The following is a 21,943-nucleotide window of genomic DNA, read 5'->3' on the forward strand; positions in this document are numbered from 1 at the left end:
ATCACTTCAAGCGATACCCCGCTTGCCCCGGCATCCGTCAAGGAGTCTGCATGCCACTCCCTCCTGCAAGACTGCTTCCTGTTGGCCTGGCAGCCGCCTTGCTATTGGCCGGCTGTAGCGACAAAGAACCCCAGGCGCCCGAGTTGCCGCGCGTCTATGTGCAAGACGTGCAGCAGGCAGGCTTTGCCGCCAGTGTGGCGCTGACCGGCGATATCCAGGCGCGGGTGCAGACGCCGCTGTCATTCCGGGTCAACGGCAAGATCACCCAGCGTCTGGTCGATGTCGGTGACCGGGTCACGGCGCGGCAGGTGCTGGCCCGGCTAGACCCGAAAGACTTGCAGATCAATGTCGACACGGCGCAGGCCGCCGTGGCCGCCGAGCAGGCGCGGGTCGCGCAGGCGAAAACGGCGTTCTGGCGGCAGGAGCAACTGTTGCCCAAGGGCTACACCAGCCGCAGTGAATACGATGCAGCGCAGGCCCAGTTGCGCGGCAGCGAAAGCGCCTTGAAGGCGGCGCAGGCGCAACTGGCCAATGCCCGCGAGCAACTGAGCTACACCGCGCTGCTGGCCGACGCGCCGGGTGTGATCACCGCGCGCCAGGCCGAAGTGGGGCAGGTGATACAGGCCACGCAACCGATCTTCGACCTGGCCCGCGATGGCGAGCGCGATGCGGTGTTCAACGTCTATGAATCACTATTCGTGCAGCCGCCGACCGATCAACCTGTGCAGGTCAGCCTGCTGGATAACCCGAACATACAAGTGCAGGGCAAGGTGCGCGAAGTGACGCCAGCGGTGTCGGCGCAGACCGGCACCTTGCAGGTCAAGGTTGCCCTGGAAAAACTCCCGGCCGGCATGGACCTCGGCTCGGTGGTCAGCGTGGCCCTCAACGGGCCGGCCAGGCCACGGGTCGAGCTGCCGTGGGCGGCGCTGACCAAGAACATCGGCGAGGACATCGGCCAGCCTGCGGTGTGGGTGGTGAACGGTGACGGCAAGGCCAACCTGCGCACGGTCAAGGTCGCGCGTTATCTGACCGGCAAGGTGATTATCGATTCCGGCCTGGAGTCGGGCGAGCGGGTGGTCACCGCCGGTGGGCAATTGCTGCACCCGGACATGCAGGTCGAGATTGCCGAACCAAAAGAGAAAGATCCGGGAGCCAAACCATGAAGCGCCGTGCCTGCCTTGTATTGAGCGCTGCCTTGTTGGCGGCCTGCGGCCAGGACGAACCGGCGCCGGAGCCGGTACGCCCGGTGTTGTCGGTGCTGGCCGAAACCGAGTCGGTGGCGGATTTCGGTCGTTTTGCCGGCAATATTCAAGCGCGCTATGAAAGCGTGCTGGGCTTTCGGGTGCCTGGGCGGATCGCCCGGCGCGTGGTCGATGTGGGCGATGAAGTGGCCAAGGGCGATCTGCTCGCCACTCTCGACCCCACCGATCAGCAAAACGTCGTGCGCGGCCGTGAAGGCGATCAGGCGCAGGTCGAGGCACAGTGGATCAACGCCCAGGCCAACGCCCGCCGCCAACAGACCTTGTTTGATCGTGGCGTCGGCGCCCAGGCGCAACTGGATATTGCCCTCACTGATCTGAAAACCACCCGCTCTTCTCTCGACCAGGCCCGCGCCGCCGTCGCCCAGGCCCGTGATCAACTGACCTACAGTGAGTTGCGCAGCGATCACAAGGCGGTGGTCACCGAATGGAAAGTCGAAGCCGGGCAAGTGGTCACGGCAGGCCAGGAAGTGGTCATCCTCGCGCAACCCGACATCAAGGAAGCGGTGATCGATCTGCCGGCCGCCCTGCTCGAACAGTTGCCGGCTGGGGTGCAGTTCACCGTTGCCAGTCAGCTTGACCCCAGCGTCAGCACCGCTGCCACGCTGCGGGAAGTTGAACCGCAGCCGGACCGCTCGACCCGCACCCGCCGCGCGCGCCTGACCCTGGCCGAACAGCCGCCGGCGCTGCGCCTCGGTACGGCGGTCAGCGTCAGCCTGACTTCCGCTATCGCGCCGCGCCTGCGCCTGCCGCTCAGTGCTTTGCAGGAAGTGCAGGGCAAAACCCAGGTCTGGGTGGTCGATACCGCCAGCAAGACAGTCAATCCCAAACCGGTGCAGGTGCTCAGTCGCTCGGCCGACAGCGTGTGGCTGGCCGGCGGCATTCAGGCCGGCGAGCGGGTGGTCACGGCCGGGGTCAATAGCCTGAAGCCTGGGCAGAACATCAAAATCGATAAGGAAGGCCCACGATGAAAGGTGGCTTCAATCTGTCCGAGTGGGCCATCAAGCATCAGTCGTTTGTCTGGTATCTGATGTTCGTTGCGCTGTTGATGGGCGTGTTTTCCTACATGAACCTGGGCCGTGAGGAAGACCCGTCGTTCACCATCAAGACCATGGTCATCCAGACCCGCTGGCCCGGCGCGACGGTCGACGAGACCATCGAGCAGGTCACCGACCGCATCGAGAAAAAGCTCGAAGAGCTCGACTCGCTGGACTATGTGAAGAGCTACACGCTGCCGGGCGAGTCGACCATCATGGTGTTCCTGCGTGACACCACCGACGCCAAGGCGATTCCGGAAATCTGGTACCAGGTGCGCAAGAAGATCGAGGACATTCGCGGCCAGTTCCCGCAGGGCCTGCAAGGGCCGTCGTTCAACGACGAGTTCGGCGATGTCTACGGCTCGATCTACGCCTTCACCGCCGACGGTTTTTCGATGCGCCAGTTGCGCGACCATGTCGAGCAGGTGCGTGCCGAGATTCGCGGGGTCGAAGGGCTCGGCAAAGTGCAGATGATCGGCCAGCAGGACGAAGTGCTGTACCTGAATTTCTCGACCCGCAAGCTGGCCGCGCTCGGGCTCGATCAGCGCCAGGTGCTGCAAAGCCTGCAAGCACAGAACTCGGTCACGCCGGCCGGGGTCATCGAGGCGGGACCGGAGCGTATTTCGGTGCGCACCTCTGGGCAGTTCGCCTCGGAGAAGGATCTGGCGGCAGTCAATCTGCGCCTTAACGACCGCTTCTACCGGCTGAGCGACATTGCCGAGATCGAGCGTGGTTTCACCGACCCGCCGGCGCCCTTGTTTCGTTTCAACGGCCAGCCGGCGATTGGCCTGGCGATTGCCATGAAGGACGGCGGCAATATCCAGAGCTTCGGCAAGGCCCTGCATGCGCGCATGGACGAGGCCACCGCCAACCTGCCGGTGGGCGTTGGCGTGCACAAGGTGTCGGACCAGGCCGAGGTGGTCGACAAGGCGGTGGGCGGCTTTACCAGCGCGTTGCTCGAGGCGGTGATCATCGTCATGGTGGTCAGTTTTATCAGCCTGGGGATTCGCGCGGGCCTGGTGGTGGCCTGCTCGATCCCGCTGGTGCTGGCCATGGTCTTTGTGTTCATGGAGTACAGCGGCATCACCATGCAGCGCATTTCTCTGGGCGCATTGATCATCGCGCTGGGGTTGCTGGTGGACGATGCAATGATCACCGTCGAAATGATGGTCACCCGCCTGGAGCAGGGCAAGAGCAAGGAAGAGGCGGCGACTTATGCCTACACCTCGACCGCTTTCCCGATGCTCACCGGCACGCTGGTGACGGTGGCAGGCTTCGTGCCCATCGGCCTGAACAACAGCTCGGCGGGTGAGTACACCTTCACCCTGTTTGCGGTGATTGCCGTGGCCATGCTGGTCTCATGGGTCGTCGCGGTGCTGTTCGCGCCGGTGATCGGCGTGCACATTCTCAGCAGCAAGATCAAGAAAAAGTCCGAAGAGCCGGGCCGTATCGGCCGGGCGTTCAACAGCAGCATGATCTGGTCGATGCGCCATCGCTGGTGGGCGATCGGGATTACCTTGCTGCTGTTTGCCGGGGCGCTGTTCTCGATGAAGTTCGTGCAGAACCAGTTCTTCCCGGCCTCCGATCGCCCGGAAATTCTGGTCGATCTGAAGCTGCCGCAGAGTGCGTCGATCAATGAAACCCGCAAGGTGGTCGACCGCCTGGAAGCGACCCTCAAGGGCGATGAAGACATCGTGCGCTGGAGCACCTACATCGGCCAGGGCGCGCTGCGTTTCTACCTGCCGCTGGACCAGCAATTGCAAAACCCGTTCTATGCCCAGCTGGTGATCGTCAGCAAGGACCTGGACGCCCGTGGCGCGTTGACTACCCGCTTGCAGCAACGCCTGCGCGAAGATTTTGTCGGCGTCGGCTCGTTCGTGCAGCCGCTGGAAATGGGCCCGCCGGTGGGCCGGCCATTGCAGTACCGGATCAGTGGGCCGGACATCGACAAGGTGCGTCAGCACGCCATCGAACTGGCGACCTTGCTGGACAACAATAGCCATGTCGGCGAAGTGGTCTACGACTGGAACGAGCCGGGCAAGGTGCTGCGCATCGACATCAATCAAGACAAGGCGCGGCAGTTGGGGCTGTCGTCCGAAGACGTGGCCTCGGTGATGAACAGCGTGGTCAGCGGCTCGACCGTGACCCAGGTACGCGACGACATTTACCTGATCAACGTGGTGGGCCGCGCGGTGGATGCCGAACGTGGCAGCCCGGAAACCCTGCAAAACCTGCAGATCGTCACCCCGGCCGGCACCTCGATTCCGCTGCTGGCCTTTGCCACGGTTGGTTATGAACTGGAGCAGCCGCTGGTCTGGCGCCGCGACCGGCAGCCGACCATCACCGTGAAAAGCTCGGTGCGCGATGCGATTCAGCCCACCGATCTGGTGGCGCAGCTCAAGCCCGAGATCGATAAATTCACCGAAGGCCTGCCCAGCGGCTACAAGGTCGCCACCGGCGGCACCGTGGAGGAGAGCGGCAAGGCGCAAGGCCCGATTGCTCAGGTATTGCCGCTGATGCTGTTTCTGATGGCGACCTTCCTGATGATCCAGCTGCACAGCGTGCAGAAGATGTTTCTGGTCGTCAGCGTGGCGCCGCTGGGGCTGATCGGCGTGGTGCTGGCGCTGGTGCCGACCGGCACGCCGCTGGGCTTCGTGGCGATCCTCGGGGTGCTGGCGCTGATCGGCATCATCATCCGCAACTCGGTGATTCTGGTGACCCAGATCGATGCCTACGAGCGCGCTGGTTACCTGCCGTGGGACGCGGTGGTCGAAGCCACCGAACACCGCCGCCGGCCAATTCTGCTGACGGCAGCGGCGGCCAGCCTCGGCATGATCCCCATCGCCCGTGAAGTGTTCTGGGGACCGATGGCCTATGCCATGATCGGCGGGATTGTGGTGGCCACCTTGCTGACGCTGCTGTTCCTGCCGGCGCTGTATGTGGCCTGGTACCGGATCAAGGAGCCGAGCGAGCAGCAGCGCCACGAACGACAGGCCAGCCAGCACACGGCTGATGCGCAGGCTGAAACTTAGGCGACAGGTTCAATGGTCAGGGAAATTCGACGGATCAGCACGTCTGCCTGGGGCAGTGCCTGTGTGGGCGTTGCTGCTGCAGGTGGCAGGTCGTTGTCGACTAATATGGCGCCCTGAGGCACTGACGCCGGTGTGTGCAGCGTGGTGATACTTATAAAGCAGCTGGTCAATGGCTGTTCGAAGGCGAGCCGGGTCGATACTTCTCTCCATTGTGTCGTGGTCATGACGGGGGCGATTGAAACCATTGTGTTGCCGTCGGGTTGCAGACCGCCAACGGTGACAGTAATACGTGCGCCGTCCGGCTCCAGGCCAAGCACATCGAATTTCAGCCGCATGGTCTGGCCGGGGATGTCTTGCACCAGGTTTTGAGAAGCAATGACGCTGACGGGCATCCGGAAACTGGTGTCATCGCCGTTGACCTGGAATTGCGCATTGTAAATCCAGTCCCGGAATTTTTTTCTGAAGTCGCCATTGCTGATGAATTCGCTAGCCATGATCTGTTCCTTTGATCATCAGTACGAAAGCGTCCTGAAGTGCACTCATTCTGAACACTGCCTGAGGTGCCGGGTACTATCAGAAATGCTAGGTTCATGACGCAATTGCAAGACCGGATGATTCAACGCCGGCGCCACACACTCACCAGCCAGGGTTGCTGATCACGCGGCAGGCCGGCGGGGCGGTAATAGTGCTCAAGCTCGACAAAGCCTGCATCGGTCATCCGTGCGCGCCAGCTGTCCAGGTCGTGGTATGAACCATAGCGCCGGCCGTTCCAGCCTTCCTGATTCTCGCCGCGCGGGTTGGAGCTGAGCAGCACGCCGCCAGGCTTCAAGGTGGCCTGCAACTGCTTCAGCACCCTGGGCAACTCCTGGGCCGGGACGTGAAACAGTGAGGCGTTGGCAAAAATCCCGTCGAAGCGCGCCGCTGGCAGGTCCAAGGCCAGAAAGTCCTGATGCCAGACCTCGCAGCCGGTGTCGGCGCGAGCCATCTCGACAAAGCGTGCGCTGCCATCGAGCCCGACCGCCACATGCCCCAAGGCACCGAAGGCCTTCAGATCACGGCCCGGCCCGCAGCCGAAATCCAGAATCTGCCAAGGCGCGGTGCCTTGAATATGGCGCAACAGCGCTTCGATATTCTGGCTGACATCATGATCGCGGGTGCCCTCGCGAAAGCTGTCGGCCACCTGGTTGTAATGCGCAAGCGTGGTATCGGTGATGCGGGCGAGGGTTGGCGGGTCGAGTTTCACAGGCGGCTGTCCGTCATGGGCGAGCCGCCAATATACGCCGGCTGGCATCGGGGGCAATTGGACGCTGGCACATTCAGGATGGCAGGCACTCTTGTGGGAGGCAGCTTGCTGGCGATAGGGCCCGTTCAGGCAGCGGCACATGATGTCTGAGAACACTAAACCCAGCAGCAATCCCAAAGCGAATACTGACGCACGCTATTGACCAGGCCTGCCCGCAACGGATTGGCGACCACGTAGCGAGCGAACCTGACAATATCCTGCTCTCGGCGCACCGCTTTGTCGTGATAGCCATCCTGCCAAAGCCGACCTTGGCGCCCGTTCGCTTTGTTGATCGCAATCGCACTCTTTGATTTGACCCTCTGCATGACTCGCGACAATGAGCCATTACGAATTTCAAGCAGCCAATGAAAATGATCGGGCATTACCACCCAGGCCAGGGAGTGAGCAAAGTCCAGCTCCTGAGCCGCCCTCAATTCAAAGACCAGCAGACGCCCGATAGCCCAATTGCTAAAGACAGGCTCTCTGTTGCGAGTAGTGGCCGTTACCAGATAAACCTGACCCACCCCCGAAAATCGTCCGGCACGTAAATTATGTGATCGTGGTTGAGCTAACATTCCTTGTCCTTCAAATTGAGATCATGAGGGCTTGAATGTAGCCGTAGAAAAACTTTTTCAGGGCCAGGGAGGTGTCAGAGTATTTCATGCCATTCATGCAGGCCAAATCGCCAGCAAGCTGCCTCCCACACAGTGTGAATAACTGGCGTATCGCTATGCTTTGGTATTTATGAATTCATCAACTTTTCGGATCCAGAAGTTGGATGTTTATTATTCTCGGCGGTGCCCAGTAAGAGTGATTACAGACCCGGTCAATCACGCTATAAGTCACTTCCGCCGGCTGGGTTTCTATCGCTTCGCGAATAAATGAAGCGGGCACGATCAGGTCGATGGCGTCGCCTACATCTTCGCTACGCAGCGGTGGCAGGTCCAGGCGCAGGTCGCCCCAGCGCAGGGTGATTTCGTCGTGGGCGGCCATGTTCAGGTAGGGTTCGATGGTCAGTGGCAGGCCATTTTCCAGATGCCTGGAGGTCACGCCACGGCGGGCGACCGAGGCGGGCAGCGACAGCGGCGCCAGCCCCTGGTTTTCTTCCTCGCTACAGCCAGGCAGTTGTCCGCCGGGTGCATCGAGCTTGACCCACAGCTTGTGGCACGACGAAATCACGGGCGTTGCGCCGATTTTCATTACCCGGTAATAGGTGCGGGCCTTGCCGTTCTGCAGGAAGCTTTCCGGTACGCGCAGATTAACCGGCTGTTGCAGATCGTCACGCGTCAGCACCGTGGAGGCCACGTAGCAACCGTCCCAGAACAGCTCGATCAAATCGCCTTCGTCCATCGCTTCGTAGGCCTCGATCTGCACCGTCAGTTGCGACGCCGCCAGCAGTCCGATGCCATGACGACAGGCCATTGGAATATGCGGGGCCGGCAGTTTTAACAGGCTGTTGGTGCAAGGGGTGTGGTTCATGTCCGAAATACTCGCTCGTTTCAGTCGTGCAACTAAAAAGGAACAGGCGAACCAGCCCCTGTCACGAGCCTAGTCGCCGGTTGATCAATAACAGGGTGCGCAGAAAAGTGGCACAAGGTTCGAATGAGCGCTTTTGAGTGCATCGAACTTGTTATTTTTTGAGCTAATGGACTTTAGTTGGGGCTGTCAACATGTAAGCCGGCGGGGAAGGTATGAAACGAGATAATCAGACGATTCCTACACTTGTCGGCAGAGGCTGTTTACCGGGCGGTAAGCAGCCGTCCTACTGAGCAACGGGTGAAAAGTTCAGGAACGGCTGCGTTCCAGAAATTGCCGGGTGCGTTCTTCCTTGGGGTCGGCAAACAGCGCCTTGGCTTCACCCTGTTCGACGATGACGCCTTTGTCGATGAAGATCACCCGATTGGCCACATCCCGGGCAAAGCTCATCTCGTGGGTGACGATGACCATGGTGCGCTTTTCGGCGGCCAGGGCGCGGATGGTGTTGAGTACTTCGCCCACCAGTTCCGGGTCCAGCGCCGAGGTTGGCTCATCGAACAGAATCACCTGCGGCTCCATCGCCAGCGCGCGGGCAATGGCCACCCGTTGCTGCTGGCCGCCGGACAGGCGCTTGGGGTAAGCGTCTTCCTTGCCGCTAAGGCCGACCTTGGCCAGCAACTGCCGCGCCAGGGCAATGGCCTTTTCCCTGGGCACCTTCTTGACCACCACCGGGCCTTCAATGACGTTCTCCAGTGCCGTGCGGTGCGGGAACAGGTTGAAGTTCTGGAACACAAAACCCACTTGCTGGCGCAACTGACGGATCAGCCCTTGTTGCTGGCTGAGCGGGCGGTTGCCGTCGATCTGGATATCGCCGACCTTGAGCGTGCCGCCCGACGGTTCTTCAAGCAGGTTCAGGCAGCGCAGCAAGGTGGTTTTGCCCGAGCCGCTGGGGCCGATGATCGCTACCACTTCGCCGGCCTCGACACGCAGGTCGATGCCTTTGAGCACCTCGTTGCCCTTGAACTGTTTGGTGAGCCCCTTGATTTCAATCATGCATCAGGACTCCTGTTCATGGCGGTTGACCCGCGCTTCAAGACGGTTTTGCAGGTGCGACAGTGCGGTGGCCAAGACCCAGTAAATCAGCGCAGCGGCCAGGTACATGGTGAAAATCTCGAAGGTGCGAGCGGTGATCAACTGCGCCTGGCGGAACAACTCCGGCACCTGAATGGTGGCGGCCAGCGCGGTGTCCTTGACCAGCGAAATGAAACTGTTGCCCAGCGGCGGCAGCGCCGTGCGCGCAGCCTGCGGCAGGATCGCCCGGCGCATGGCCTGCCAGCGGGTCATGCCGATGCTGGCAGCGGCTTCCCATTGCCCGCGGTCCACCGAGCCGATGGCGGCACGCAGGATTTCACAGGCGTAGGCGGCCATGTTCAGCGAAAAACCGATCAGCGCGGCCGGCAGCGGGTCGAGTTCAATCCCCAGTTGCGGCAGGCCGTAATAAATCATGAACAGCTGCACCAGCAGCGGCGTGCCGCGAAAGAACGACACGTAGACACGTGCCGTCCAGTTCACCAGCTTCAACCGCGACAGGCGCATCAGGGCCAGGGCAAAACCCAGCAGCAGGCCGAAGAACATGCCGCCCAGGCTGAGCACTACCGTGTAATACGCGCCCTTGAGCAGAAAGGGCGCGGACTCGATGACGAGGTTGAGGCTTTCTTCAATCATTGAGTGACATCGGCGCCAAAGTACTTCTGCGACAGCTTGGCCAGCGTGCCGTCGGCGCGCAGTTTATCCAGCGCCTTGTCGATGGCCTCCAGCAGCTCGGGCTCACCTTTGCGCAGGGCGATACCGGCTTCCTGACGCGAGAACGGCTCACCGGCGACAGCCAGGGTGTCCTTGGTCTTGGCGACCAGTTCCAGCGCCGCCAGACGGTCGACCAGAATGGCGTCGATGCGGCCTACGCGCAGGTCCTGGTACTTGGTCGGATCATCGTCATAGGTCTTGATGATGGCGGTCGGTACGTTTTCCTTGAGCCATTGCTCGTAGTTGGTCCCCAGGCCCAGACCGACTTTCTTGCCGCTCAGGTCCTGGGCGCTCTTGACCTTGTCGGCATCCGCCTTCTTGGTCAGGGCCTGAATACCGGACACGGTGTAGGGTTTGGAGAAGTCGTATTTTTTCTTGCGCTCTTCGGAGATGGTCACCTGATTGACGACAACGTCCAGACGCTTCGATTCCAGTGCGGCAAGAATGCCGTCCCATTTGGTCGGCTGGATCTTGGCCTTGACCCCCAGTTCCTTGGCCAGTGCTTCAGACAGCTCGACCTCGAAACCGGTGAGTTTGCCGTCGGCGTCGACGAAGCTGAACGGTGGATAAGTGCCTTCCAGGCCCACGCTCAGGGTGCCGCTGTCCTTGATTTTCTGCAGTTGTTCGCCGGCCAGAGCTTGCCCGGCCAGGCCCGTGCCGAGCGCCAGGCTCAGAGCGGAAAACAGGAAGGTACGACGAATAGCGGAAATGTTCATGCGAGCCCCTAAATGAATGCACGTGTCGAGCAGGATTTCAGACTTCTCACTGACGAACAAAGTGCCGGGAAAACGAGGATTTACCCGGCACCGGGTTCGTATGGTGCGCACTATAGAAGTTGTTTTTTATAAACAAAAATAACTAAAAAATGGATTCATATTTCCTTATTGAATAAGCAACGCAGAGCGCTCTGGCCTGCGCTATTCAACTGGCAAACACATCCGGATAAGCAAACAAGGCCGGGGCTCCGCCGGTGTGGACGAAGACAATCGGGCCATCGTCGAAGCGCTGCCGGCCGATGCCGTCGAGCAGCCCGGCCATCGCCTTGCCGGTGTAGACCGGGTCGAGCAACAGGCCTTCCTGGCTGGCCACCAGACGGATTGCCGCCAGCGTTCCGGCATTCGGTTCGCCGTAGCGTGGGGCGTAGTACTCGTCCCACAGGTTGATTTTCAAGCGTTCCGGCAAGGAAATATTGAGCAATTGTGCGGTGCGTTCGGCCAGGCCCTGAACCTTGGGCAACTGGTCCTCTTCGCTGCGCGAAACGGTGACCCCGATCAGCGGCAGATCCGGCAGTCGTTCCGCCAGCGCCAGGGCCAGGCCGCTGTGGGTGCCGGCACTGCCGGAGGCCACGACCACGGCGGCGAACGGCTCGCCGAGTTGCTCGATCTGGTCGGCCAGTTCAAGGCCTGCCCGCACATAGCCCAGCGCGCCGACCGGGCTGGAACCACCGATGGGCACCAGATACGGCTTTTTGCCGTTGCTGTGCAGGCGCGCGGCCAGGGCTTGCAACAGCTCATCGGCGTTGTCGAGGTTTTCGACCAGCTCGACCTTGGCATCGAACAGCTCCAGCAGCAGCCGGTTGCCGTTATGCAGGTAATTGGGGTCTTCGCTGCCGATGGGGTTTTCCAGCAGGGCCACGCAACCCAGGCCCAGGCGAGCGGCCAGGGCTGCGGTCTGGCGTACATGGTTGGACTGGATGGCACCGGCGGTAATCAGCGTGTCGGCACCTTGTGCCAGGGCATCGGCGGCCAGGTATTCAAGCTTGCGTACTTTGTTGCCGCCCAGCGCCAGCGTGGTGGTGTCATCGCGCTTGATGTAGATATCGCGGCCGACCCAGGCCGACAGGCGCACAAGCTTTTCCAGCGGGGTAGGGGCGCCGATCAGGTCCAGGCGCGGGAAACGTTCAAGCTGTTTATTGAGCATGGGAATAACGGCGTTCCTGTAGATAATCGCTCGACTATAGGCAGAGGTTTCTGACACGGCAACCTGCGGGGCCTTATACCTGTGTGTGACGGTGCTGGTAAAAACGGGTATTTTTTCAACACAATTGTTTGCCGTACAGTAGAAGGCAGGCGGCCGCACACAAGCGATCGCGCCCCTTTACCGACTCAGGAGAGTTCAGCGTGAGCGATATTCCACCAGGCGCTGCCGATGGCCGCTACAGCCATTGGCAATTGCAGCGTATCGTCGGTCAGTTGCGTGAGGCGCGTGACGATTGGCGCACCCGTAACCGGCGGGTCAGTGGCGAGCATGGCGGCCGCGAGCTGCCGTCGCGCGCGGCCATGAGTGAAATCATCGAAGCCCTGACCGGGGCGCTGTTCCCGATGCGCCTGGGCCCGGTGGACCTGCGTGAAGAGAGCGAAGATTTCTACGTCGGCCATACCCTGGACGTCGCCCTCAATGCCTTGCTGGCCCAGGCCCGGCTGGAACTGCGCTATGTGGCGCAGCAGCAGGGCTTGAGTATCGAAGGCATCGACGCGCATGCGTTGCAGCTGATTCAGGATTTTGCCATTGCCTTGCCAGGCATCCGCAGGCTGCTGGACACCGATGTGCTGGCCGCCTATCAGGGCGATCCGGCCGCGCGCAGCGTCGATGAAGTGCTGCTGTGCTATCCGGGCATTCTGGCGATTATCCATCACCGCCTGGCGCACCATCTGTACCGCGCAGGATTGCCGTTGCTGGCACGCATCAGCGCTGAAATCGCCCATTCCGAAACCGGCATCGACCTGCACCCCGGTGCGCAGATCGGCCCGAGCTTTTTCATCGACCACGGGACCGGCGTGGTGATCGGCGAAACCGCGATCATTGGCGAGCGCGTGCGCATCTACCAGGCCGTAACCCTGGGCGCCAAGCGTTTCCCGGCCGATGAGAACGGCAACCTGCACAAGGGCCAGGCGCGCCACCCGATCGTCGAGGACGACGTGGTGATCTATGCCGGCGCCACCATTCTGGGGCGCATCACCATCGGCAAGGGCACCACCATCGGCGGTAACGTCTGGCTGACCCGCAGCGTGCCGGCCGGCAGCAACCTGACCCAGGCCAATCTGCTGCAAACCGACGACGGCACGCAGAAATAAACCCTTACCCCGTCACGGAACGATCCACTCGCCGCACACGTCCTACTCCTGTTCCGACCTCTTGAGCAAGGCCTGCGATTCGTCATCGCCGGCCTTTTCATGTTTAAATTGAACGTTCAATCAATGATGAACGGTGGTCCGCTGCCCGCTCCCAACAGGAGGCAAAGCCCTTGTCCTGCTTACGTCTGATCCTTGTTTTCCAGGCTCTTGTTTTACAGGCTATGGAGGCGTACCGCGTATGAATCCCCTCAATCCCGCCTCAAGCGGCCCGGTGCGCATGAATGCGCCGGTTTTCTACTTCGCTGCCAGTTTCATCCTGATCTTCGGCATCGTCGTCATCAGCTTTCCCGAGGCCAGCGGCCAGTGGCTGCTGGCGGCCCAAAACTGGGCGGCCAGCACGGTCGGCTGGTACTACATGCTGGTCATGACCCTGTATCTGGTCTTCGTGGTGGTCACCGCCTTGTCTGGCTACGGCAAGATCAAGCTCGGTGCCGACCACGACGAGCCCGAATTCAGCTACCTGTCCTGGGCCGGCATGCTGTTTGCCGCCGGTATCAGCATCACGCTGTTCTTCTTCTGTGTGTCCGAACCGCTGACCCACATGCTGCAACCGCCGCAAGGCGAGGCCGGCACCGTGGATGCGGCGCGCCAGGCCATGCAGCTGCTGTTTCTGCACTGGGGCCTGCATGGCTGGGGCGTGTTCGCTTTTGTCGGCATGGCCCTGGCGTACTTTGCCTATCGGCATAACCTGCCGCTGGCCTTGCGCTCGGCGCTGTACCCGCTGATCGGCAAGCGCATCAATGGCCCGATCGGTTACGCAGTCGACGGCTTCGGCATCATCGCCACGATTTTCGGCCTGGGCGCCGACATGGGCTTTGGCGTGCTGCACCTCAATTCCGGCCTGGATTATCTGTTCGGCGTGGCCCACACCCATTGGGTACAGGTCGGGCTGATCACGCTGATGATGGGCGCCGCCATCGTGGTCGCGGTGTCCGGAGTCGACAAGGGCGTGCGGGTCATGTCCGACATCAACATGCTGCTGGCCTGTGCACTGCTGTTGTTCGTGCTGTTCGCCGGTCCCACGCAACACCTGCTCAACACGCTGGTGCAGAACATCGGCGATTACCTGGGCGCGCTGCCGACCAAGAGCTTCGACGTGTATGCCTACAAGAGCGTCGATGGCTGGCTGGGCGGCTGGACCGTGTTTTATTGGGCCTGGTGGATTGCTTGGGCGCCGTTCGTGGGCCTGTTCATCGCCCGCATCTCGCGCGGCCGCACAATCCGTGAATTCGTCTTCGGTGTGCTGCTGATTCCACTGGGTTTCACCCTGGCCTGGATGTCGATCTTCGGTAACAGCGCCATTCACCAGGTGCTGGAAAACGGCATGACTGCGCTGGGCCAGTCAGCCATCGACGACCCGTCGATGACCCTGTACCTGCTGCTGGAAACCTACCCGTGGAGCAAGACGGTCATCGCCGTGACCGTGTTCATCAGCTTCGTGTTCTTCGTGACCTCTGCCGACTCTGGCACCGTGGTGCTTTCGACCCTGTCGGCCAAAGGCGGCAGCGCCGATGAAGACGGTCCGAAATGGCTGCGGGTGTTCTGGGGCGCGGCCACCGCGCTGATCACCAGCGGCCTGCTGTTTTCCGGCAGCATCGATGCGCTCAAGTCGGCGGTGGTACTGACCTCGCTGCCGTTCTCGCTGATCCTGCTGCTGATGATGTGGGGGCTGCACAAGGCGTTCTACATGGAATCGCAGCGCCAGCTTGCGCAGCTGTACTCGCTCGCCCCGGCCTCCGGTGCCCGGCGTGGCGGCTGGCGCCAGCGCCTGAGTCAGGCCGTGCATTACCCGTCGCGTGACGAGGTGTACCGCTTCCTCGACCAGACCGTACGCCCGGCCATCGACGAGGTCACGGCAGTGTTCGTCGAGAAGGGCCTGAGCGTGAGCCAGGTGCCTGATCCTGCCAACGACTCGGTTACCCTCGAAATCGGCCACGGCGAAGAGCGCCCGTTCATCTATCAGGTGCAGATGAAAGGCTTCTTCACCCCGTCCTTCGCGCGTGGCGGCATGGGCTCCAAGCAACTGAACAACCGCCGCTACTACCGCGCCGAAGTGCACCTGAGCGAAGGCAGCCAGGATTACGATCTGGTCGGCTACACCAAGGAGCAAGTGATCAACGACGTGCTCGACCAGTACGAACGGCACATGCAGTTCTTGCACTTGGTACGGTAAAAGCAAACCTTGTAGGAGCGAGCGCAGAGCTCGCGAATGCGGCCTGTCAGGCGCCGATATGTTGTCTGGACTGACCCTTTCGCGAGCTCTACGCTCGCTCCTACGGATTTAAAAGTGGATTTAGGCGAGGCCGCCGTTGGCGCGTAGCACTTGTCCGTTCACCCATCCCGAATCCGGCCCCGCCAGAAACGCCACCACGCTGGCAATATCCTCCGGCTCGCCAAGCCGTTGCAGCGGTGGCAGGCTGGCGAAGTGCTGGATCTGCTCCTCGGTCTTGCCATTCAGAAACAGTTCGGTGGCCACCGGCCCTGGCGCCACGGCGTTGACGGTGATGCTGCGCCCGCGCAGTTCCTTGGCGAACACCGGGGTCATGGCTTCGACGGCGGCCTTGCTGGCGTTGTAGATGGCGTAGCCGGGCAGGTTCAGCGCCAGGGCGGTGGTCGAGAAGTTGATGATCCGCCCGCCGTCGTTCAGGCGACTGCTGGCTTCGCGCAGGGTGTTGAACACGCCGCGCGTATTGACCGCAAAGGTCTGCTCGAACAGTTCGTCACTGGTCTCGGCCAGTGGCGTGGTCTTGAGGATGCCGGCGTTGTTGACCAGCACATCGACCTTGCCCAGATGATGTTCGGTGGCATCGAACAGCCGGCGCACATCGGCGGGGCTGGCGACATCGGCCTTGATCGCAATCGCGTCGCGACCTTCGGCCATCAGCTCGGCCACCAGGTTATCGGCCTCGTCGGCACTGTTGGCGTAGTTGATCACCACGGCAAACCCGTCGGCAGCCAAGCGCCGGGCGATTTGTGCGCCGATACCGCGTGAGGCTCCGGTGACGATGGCGACTTTGCGAGGACGACTCATGGGGCATCTCCTTCCAGACGTTGAATAGACATCCATCTTAGAGCGCTATGTGCTTTCCCGTTCAATCAAACGGCAATCGAGCAGGTTCAGCCGCTGGATTTCGTCCTCTACCGGCAACACCCCAAGACTCTGCAACACCCGTTGCGCCGCCAGTACGCCGATCTCCAGCGCTGGCGGCTTGATGGTGCTCAGGCTCGGCAGCAGCATTTCGGCGAAGGCATAGTCGCCAAAACCCATCACCGCGCAATCCTGCGGAATCGACAGCCCGGCACGCTGGCCGGCCAGCAGCCCGCCGGCCGCGAGATTGTCGTTGGCGAAAATGATCGCGTCCGGGCGCGTCTCGCTGTTCATCAGCTGTTGCATGGCCTGCTTGCCGGCCTCGAACGGCGCCAGCCCAAGGTCGGGGGCGAACACCCATGGTTCCAGGCCCAGCGCTTTCAAGGTGTCGGCATAACCGTCGCGGCGCTCCAGCGCGCTGAAGTCGCCGGCCACGCTGTTTTGCACAAAGGCGATGCGCCGGTAGCCCTTGCCATGCAGATGCCGCGTTGCAGTAACGCCGACCTGGTAATGGGAAAAACCGATCTGGATCGGGCTGCGCTCCGGGCGGTAATCCCAGGTTTCGATCACCGGCATGTCGGCCTGCTCGATCATCTTTTGCGTGCCGTCGGTATGAAAGTGGCTGGTCAGCACCAGCGCTGCCGGCGACCAGCCGAGAAACGCCCGCACCGCGCTTTCTTCCTGTTCGGCAGAAAAGTAACTGGATGCCAGCAGCAACTGGAAGCCGTGCTGGCTCAGGGTGTCGCTGAAGCCCTGGATGGTGTTGGCGAAGATCGGCCCGGAAATGTTCGGGATCACCATGGCCACCACTTTGCTGCGCGCCGAGGCCAGCCCGCCGGCCACCAGATTGGGCACATAACCCAGTTCTTCGACCACCGCCGCGATGCGCTCGCGCAGGTCGGGGGAGACCTGGTCAGGCTGGTTGAAGTAGCGCGAGATGGTGATCGACGACACGCCGACCTGCTTGGCCACGGCGCTGAGTGTGACTCTGCCTGCGCCGCGGCGTTTGCGTGTTGCGGGAGGAAGCTCTGCCATGCCTGATCGTTCGCATAAAAGAAAAAAGAATATAAAAGTAATTTTTCAGTATTGGACGCTCTATGGTCCGTTTTCTGATACTGGCGATGTTAGCGCTAACGTCATGGTTTGTCTGCTACTCGCCACTGCGAATGCCGAAGCCCGTTTAGCCGCAATAACCCGAAGATGCGTGGGGCATCGACGAATTCAGGCACTTTCACGCAGAACTTTCAGGCAGGCACGCAGATGCACACGACACTTGGCAGCGGCACCGCACACACTCCTCTGGCACAGGCCATCGGGCAAGCTCATTCAGCGCGGGCACGTCGTTGCGCGTGGCTGTTGATGGGCCTGGCCAGTTTGCCACTGACCTCGACTGTCGTGCTGGCAGACACCGCCCCGAACGCCTCCGACGCGCCGGTGCTCAATGCCGTGACGGTCACCGCCACGCGCCGCGAAGAGTCGCTGCAAAAAGTCCCGGTGGCGGTCTCGGTGGTCGAGGGCGAACAGCTTGAGCGCGATAACCGCAATGGCGTGGCGGCGCTGGTGCAGCAAGTGCCGAGCCTGAATTTTCGTACCGGCGCCTCCAACAAGGACACCTCGCTGTTCATTCGCGGCGTCGGCACCATTTCGACTTCTCCGGGCGTCGAGCCCACTGTGGCGACGGTCATCGACGGCGTGGTGCTCGGCCGTCCGGGCCAGGCGACGCTGGACCTGCTCGACCTTGAGCGCATCGAAGTGCTGCGCGGTCCGCAAGGCACGCTGTTCGGCAAGAACGCCTCGGCCGGCGTGCTGAACATCGTGACCAAGGCGCCGACCGAAGAAACCCACGGCTACATCGACCAGTCGTGGTACAGCGGCAACGAAAGCCGTACCCGCTTCGGCATCGGCGGCGCGCTGATTCCCGACACCCTCAAGGGCTCGATCACCACGCTGTTCGGCAGCTACGACGGCAACGTCGACAACAAGGCCAACGGTCACGAAGTCAACGGCTACAACCGCAAGGGCGTGCGCGGCAAGCTGGAGTTCACCCCCAACGACGACGTGACCTTTACCCTGGCCGCCGACTACATGCAGTCCCATGACGACGCACCCAACGGCGTGGTCAGCAAGAGCCTGACGCCTGCGTTCGCCAGCGCCCTGGCACCGGTGAATGCCAGCAGCGACAACCGCGATGTGGTCAGCGATTACCGCAGCCATGTCGACGATGTGAACAAGGGGTTATCTGGCCAGCTGGACTGGCAACTGGGCGACTTCACCCTGACCTCGATCACCGCCTGGCGTGGCTGGGACAACACCCAGTACCAGGACGGCGACCGCCTGAGCACCATCAGCCCGGCGTTTGCCGGTACCGAAGACAAGGGCGACCTGGACTACAACCAGTACTCGCAGGAACTGCGCCTGGCCTCGCCCAAGGGCGGCTTTGTCGAGTACGTCGGCGGGCTGTTCTACATGCATGGCAAGAGCGACGAAACCTACCAGCGCACGTTGATCACCACGACCTCCCAGGACCGTGGCATCGCCGACTACAGCACCACCAGCGAGAGCTACTCGGTGTTCGGCGAAAGCACCTTCAACCTGACCCCGGATCTGCGGGCCATCGCAGGTTTGCGCTGGACCCATGACAAGCTCGAATACGATCACCGCCGCGTCTCGACCTCGGCGGTCACGGTCAGCGGTATCCAGCCGGCGACCAGCAGCTCAGGCTCGGTGGACGAAGACGGCAAGTCCGGCCGCCTGGGCCTGCAATACGACCTCAGCGACACGGTGACCAGCTACGTGACCTACTCGCGCGGCTACAAGGGCCCGGCCTACAACGTGTTCTTCAACATGCAGCCGCGCGACACCGATGCGCTCAAGCCTGAGACCTCCAACACCTGGGAAGTCGGCATCAAGGCCAGCGCCTGGAACAACCGCCTGACCACCAACCTGGCGGTGTTCCACAGCGACTACGACAACTATCAAGCGAACTTTTTCGACAGCGTTGCCGGCCAGGTCGTGACCCGGCTGATCAACGCCGGTAGCGTGAAAACCGAAGGTGTCGAACTCGACTACGCGCTGCAAGTGACTCCGCAACTCAAGGTTTCCGGCGCACTGGCCTACACCAAGGCGCGCATCGACAGCTTCGCCTGCCCGGCCGGTGCTGCCGCGTCGTGCAACGTCGACGGCAAGACCCTGCCGTACAGCCCGGACTGGAAAAGCTATGTGCGTGCCGACTACAGCATCCCGCTGGACAACGGCCTGGATATCGAGCTGAGCAGCGACTACAGCTGGCAGAGCGAGGTGCAGTACGACATCAGCCAGAACGTCGACACCAAACAGGGCGCCTACGGCATCTGGAACGCCAGCATCGCCCTGGCTGACTACAACGCCGGCTGGCGTGTAGCCTTGCTGGGCAAGAACCTGGCCGACAAGTCGTACTCGCCAATGCTCGCCACCGGCGGCAACTACATCTACCGCGCCGTACCGCGTGACGATGAGCGTTATTTCGGTGTGCAGTTGCGTAAGGATTTCTGACATGAGCAAGCGTCAACTGAAACTGGGCGCATTCCTGATGGCCACCGGGCACCACGTTGCTGCCTGGCGCCACCCGGAAGTACCGGCTGATGCCGGCCTGGATTTCAAGCACTACAAGCACCTGGCCCAGGTGGCGGAGGCGGCGCGTTTCGACGCGCTGTTCGTGGCCGACAGCGTGGCCGCCGCGACCGGTGATATTGCCAGCCGCATGGCGCGCTCCGATCACTTCGAGCCGCTGACCCTGTTGTCGGCGCTGAGCGCGGTCACCGAGCACATCGGCCTGATCGCCACGGCGACCACCACCTACAACGAGCCGTACCATGTGGCGCGCAAGTTCGCCTCGCTCGATCACTTGTCCGGCGGGCGGGCAGGCTGGAACCTGGTGACCTCGGATGCGGCTGCCGAGGCGCAGAATTTCGGCCTCGACGAACATGTCGGCCATGCCGAGCGCTACAGCCGGGCGCGTGAATTTCATCAGGTGGTGACCGGCCTGTGGGACAGCTGGGCAGACGATGCCTTTACCCGCGACAAGGCCAGCGGTCAGTACTACGACCCGGCCAAAGTGCATGTGCTCGACCATCAGGGCGAACACTTCCAGGTCAAGGGCCCGCTCAACGTGGCGCGCTCGCCGCAGGGCCAGCCGGTGGTGGTGCAAGCCGGCTCTTCCGAGGTAGGCCGTGATCTGGCGGCGCGTACCGCCGAAGTGGTGTTTACCGCGCAAACCTCGTTGGCCAGCGCGCAGGCGTTTTATGCGGACCTCAAGGGTCGGCTGGCCGCGTATGGCCGCAGCCCCGAATCGCTGAAAATCATGCCCGGCGTGCTGATCGTGGTGGCTGAAACCGAGGCCCTGGCCAAAGAGAAGTTCGAATCGTTCCAGGACCTGGTCGAGCCGCACGTCGGTGTGGCGTTGCTGGGCCGCATGCTGGGCAACTTCGACCTGTCGGGCTATCCGCTGGACGGGCCGTTGCCCGAACTGCCATTGACCGACAGCGGCCAGCGCAGCCGTCAGGTATTGCTGACCGAACTGGCGGCGCGGGAAAACCTCAACCTGGCCCAGCTGGGCCGCCGCATCGCTGGCGGACGCGGGCATTACAGCCTGATCGGCACGCCTGAGCAGATTGCCGACGAGCTGCAGAACTGGTTCGAGCAGGGCGCCGCCGACGGCTTCAATGTGCTGGTGCCGCATTTGCCCGGCGGGCTTGAAGACGTGGCGCGCCTGCTGGTGCCTGAACTGCAACGGCGCGGTTTGTTCCGCACCGAGTACGAAGGCAGCACGTTGCGTGACAACCTCGGGTTGCAACGCCCCGCCAACACATTTGAATGACGTGTAGGACTTTGCGATGAAACCACTGGCATTACTCGCCGCCGCCCTGGCGTTCTGCGGGCTGATCAATACCGCGGCCGCCGCTGATCCCGAGACCTTGCGCATCGGTTTTCAGAAAGGCTCGATTCCTCTGGTGCTGGCCAAGGAACACAGCCTGCTGGAAAAGCGCTTCGCCAATACGCAGATCAAATGGATCGAGTTCCCGGCCGGGCCACAGATGCTTGAAGCGCTGAACATCGGCAGCCTGGACATCGCCTCCACCGGCGATATCCCGCCTATTTTTGCCCAGGTGGCCGGCGCCGATCTGGTGTATGTCGGCGCAGAACCCGCCAAGCCTCAGGCCGAGGTGATTCTGGTGCGCAAGGACAGCCCGCTGCAAAACGTCGCCGAGCTCAAGGGCCGCAAGGTTGCACTGCAAAAAGGCTCCAGCGCCCACAACCTGGTGCTGCGTGCGTTGCTCAAGGCCGGGTTGAGTTTCAAGGACATCCAGCCGATCTACCTGAGCCCCGCCGATGCCCGCGCCGCCTTTGAAAACGGCAGCGTCGATGCCTGGGCAATCTGGGACCCGTACTATTCCATCGCCCTGGTCGAAGGCCATAGCCGGCTGTTGGCCGACGGCACCGGGTTGGGATTGTCGGGACCGGTCTACACTGCCCGACGCGGCTTTGCCGAGCAGCATCCGGCATTCGTCCAGCAGGTGCTGGATGAACTGACCGGTGCCGACGAACTGACCCGCAGCCAGCGCGAGCAAAGCATCCAGATCCTGACCCGCAGCATGGGCCTGCCTGCCGAGGTGATCGGCCTGTACATCGACCACCGCCCGGTGTCGCCGAGCCTGCCGATCACGCCGGAAATCATCCAGGCACAGCAAGTGACGGCGGACCTGTTCTTCGACAATCGGCTGCTGCCCAAGAAGGTCGATATCCAGAAAACCGTGTGGCAAAAACCATAACCCGTAGGACCGGCTTTAGCCGGGA

The 21,943-nt window shown here is 61.9% G+C and carries 18 protein-coding genes; 8 read left to right on the plus strand and 10 right to left on the minus strand.

What is annotated here, in order from left to right:
- Positions 1–50: 50 nt before the first annotated feature.
- Genes ACYAS9_RS07495 through ACYAS9_RS07505 form a run of 3 tightly spaced genes read left to right on the plus strand, consistent with a single transcriptional unit; the run spans position 51 to position 5,328 of the window.
- Complete coding sequence (locus ACYAS9_RS07495) at positions 51–1,163, plus strand: efflux RND transporter periplasmic adaptor subunit (RefSeq protein WP_463567682.1); 1,113 nt, start codon at positions 51–53, stop codon at positions 1,161–1,163.
- The gene (locus ACYAS9_RS07500) at positions 1,160–2,230 is read left to right on the plus strand and encodes an efflux RND transporter periplasmic adaptor subunit (protein ID WP_463567683.1); all 1,071 of its coding nucleotides are present in this window, start codon (positions 1,160–1,162) and stop codon (positions 2,228–2,230) included. The genes ACYAS9_RS07495 and ACYAS9_RS07500 overlap by 4 nt, the downstream gene beginning before the upstream one ends.
- On the plus strand, positions 2,227–5,328 hold the full coding sequence (locus tag ACYAS9_RS07505; protein WP_463567684.1) for an efflux RND transporter permease subunit: 3,102 nt from the start codon (positions 2,227–2,229) through the stop codon (positions 5,326–5,328). The genes ACYAS9_RS07500 and ACYAS9_RS07505 overlap by 4 nt, the downstream gene beginning before the upstream one ends.
- Here ACYAS9_RS07505 and ACYAS9_RS07510 read toward each other — a convergent pair.
- The 8 genes from ACYAS9_RS07510 to ACYAS9_RS07545 all read right to left on the minus strand — a co-directional run bounded on the left by ACYAS9_RS07510 (position 5,325) and on the right by ACYAS9_RS07545 (position 11,809).
- A complete protein-coding gene (locus ACYAS9_RS07510) occupies positions 5,325–5,822 on the minus strand; it encodes a hypothetical protein (protein ID WP_463567685.1) in 498 nt (165 codons plus the stop codon). The genes ACYAS9_RS07505 and ACYAS9_RS07510 overlap by 4 nt on opposite strands.
- Positions 5,823–5,944: 122 nt before the next feature.
- Positions 5,945–6,571, minus strand: coding sequence for a class I SAM-dependent DNA methyltransferase (locus ACYAS9_RS07515; protein ID WP_463567686.1), 627 nt, complete (start codon positions 6,569–6,571; stop codon positions 5,945–5,947).
- Between the two features lie 155 nt (positions 6,572–6,726).
- Entirely contained in the window at positions 6,727–7,185 is a 459-nt protein-coding gene (locus ACYAS9_RS07520; RefSeq protein ID WP_463567687.1) for an REP-associated tyrosine transposase, read from the minus strand.
- A gap of 178 nt (positions 7,186–7,363) precedes the next feature.
- The gene (locus tag ACYAS9_RS07525) at positions 7,364–8,089 is read right to left on the minus strand and encodes a hypothetical protein (protein ID WP_463567688.1); all 726 of its coding nucleotides are present in this window, start codon (positions 8,087–8,089) and stop codon (positions 7,364–7,366) included.
- Positions 8,090–8,395: 306 nt separating this feature from the next.
- Entirely contained in the window at positions 8,396–9,139 is a 744-nt protein-coding gene (tcyN, locus tag ACYAS9_RS07530) for an L-cystine ABC transporter ATP-binding protein TcyN (protein WP_463567689.1), read from the minus strand.
- A gap of 3 nt (positions 9,140–9,142) precedes the next feature.
- A complete protein-coding gene (tcyL, locus tag ACYAS9_RS07535) occupies positions 9,143–9,811 on the minus strand; it encodes a cystine ABC transporter permease (protein WP_463567690.1) in 669 nt (222 codons plus the stop codon).
- The gene (gene tcyJ, locus ACYAS9_RS07540; protein ID WP_463567691.1) at positions 9,808–10,605 is read right to left on the minus strand and encodes a cystine ABC transporter substrate-binding protein; all 798 of its coding nucleotides are present in this window, start codon (positions 10,603–10,605) and stop codon (positions 9,808–9,810) included. The genes tcyL and tcyJ overlap by 4 nt, the downstream gene beginning before the upstream one ends.
- Positions 10,606–10,810: 205 nt before the next feature.
- A complete protein-coding gene (locus ACYAS9_RS07545; RefSeq protein ID WP_463567692.1) occupies positions 10,811–11,809 on the minus strand; it encodes a D-cysteine desulfhydrase in 999 nt (332 codons plus the stop codon).
- Positions 11,810–12,009: 200 nt separating this feature from the next.
- Here ACYAS9_RS07545 and epsC point away from each other — a divergent pair, with 200 nt between their 5' ends.
- Together epsC and betT are read left to right on the plus strand one after the other, a co-directional pair.
- The gene (epsC, locus tag ACYAS9_RS07550; protein WP_463567693.1) at positions 12,010–12,963 is read left to right on the plus strand and encodes a serine O-acetyltransferase EpsC; all 954 of its coding nucleotides are present in this window, start codon (positions 12,010–12,012) and stop codon (positions 12,961–12,963) included.
- Positions 12,964–13,240: 277 nt separating this feature from the next.
- Positions 13,241–15,196, plus strand: coding sequence for a choline transporter BetT (gene betT, locus ACYAS9_RS07555; protein ID WP_459742688.1), 1,956 nt, complete (start codon positions 13,241–13,243; stop codon positions 15,194–15,196).
- A gap of 120 nt (positions 15,197–15,316) precedes the next feature.
- Here the strand turns inward: betT and ACYAS9_RS07560 are convergent, their stop codons facing one another.
- Together ACYAS9_RS07560 and ACYAS9_RS07565 are read right to left on the minus strand one after the other, a co-directional pair.
- Positions 15,317–16,054: an SDR family oxidoreductase gene (locus tag ACYAS9_RS07560; protein ID WP_463567694.1), complete on the minus strand. Its 738-nt coding sequence runs from the start codon at positions 16,052–16,054 to the stop codon at positions 15,317–15,319.
- Positions 16,055–16,099: 45 nt separating this feature from the next.
- The gene (locus tag ACYAS9_RS07565) at positions 16,100–17,146 is read right to left on the minus strand and encodes a LacI family DNA-binding transcriptional regulator (protein WP_463567695.1); all 1,047 of its coding nucleotides are present in this window, start codon (positions 17,144–17,146) and stop codon (positions 16,100–16,102) included.
- Positions 17,147–17,371: 225 nt separating this feature from the next.
- On the opposite strand from ACYAS9_RS07565, the gene ACYAS9_RS07570 reads away from it, so the two are divergent.
- Genes ACYAS9_RS07570 through ACYAS9_RS07580 form a run of 3 tightly spaced genes read left to right on the plus strand, consistent with a single transcriptional unit; the run spans position 17,372 to position 21,918 of the window.
- Entirely contained in the window at positions 17,372–19,642 is a 2,271-nt protein-coding gene (locus ACYAS9_RS07570; protein ID WP_463567696.1) for a TonB-dependent receptor, read from the plus strand.
- 1 nt (position 19,643) lies between these two features.
- Positions 19,644–20,966 (plus strand): LLM class flavin-dependent oxidoreductase, encoded by a 1,323-nt coding sequence (locus ACYAS9_RS07575; RefSeq protein ID WP_463567697.1) that lies wholly within the window; start codon positions 19,644–19,646, stop codon positions 20,964–20,966.
- Positions 20,967–20,982: 16 nt separating this feature from the next.
- Positions 20,983–21,918, plus strand: a complete 936-nt coding sequence (locus tag ACYAS9_RS07580) for an aliphatic sulfonate ABC transporter substrate-binding protein (RefSeq protein ID WP_463567698.1) — start codon at positions 20,983–20,985, stop codon at positions 21,916–21,918.
- Positions 21,919–21,943: the final 25 nt, after the last annotated feature.

This window comes from Pseudomonas sp. HP_08 (genome assembly GCF_055284095.1).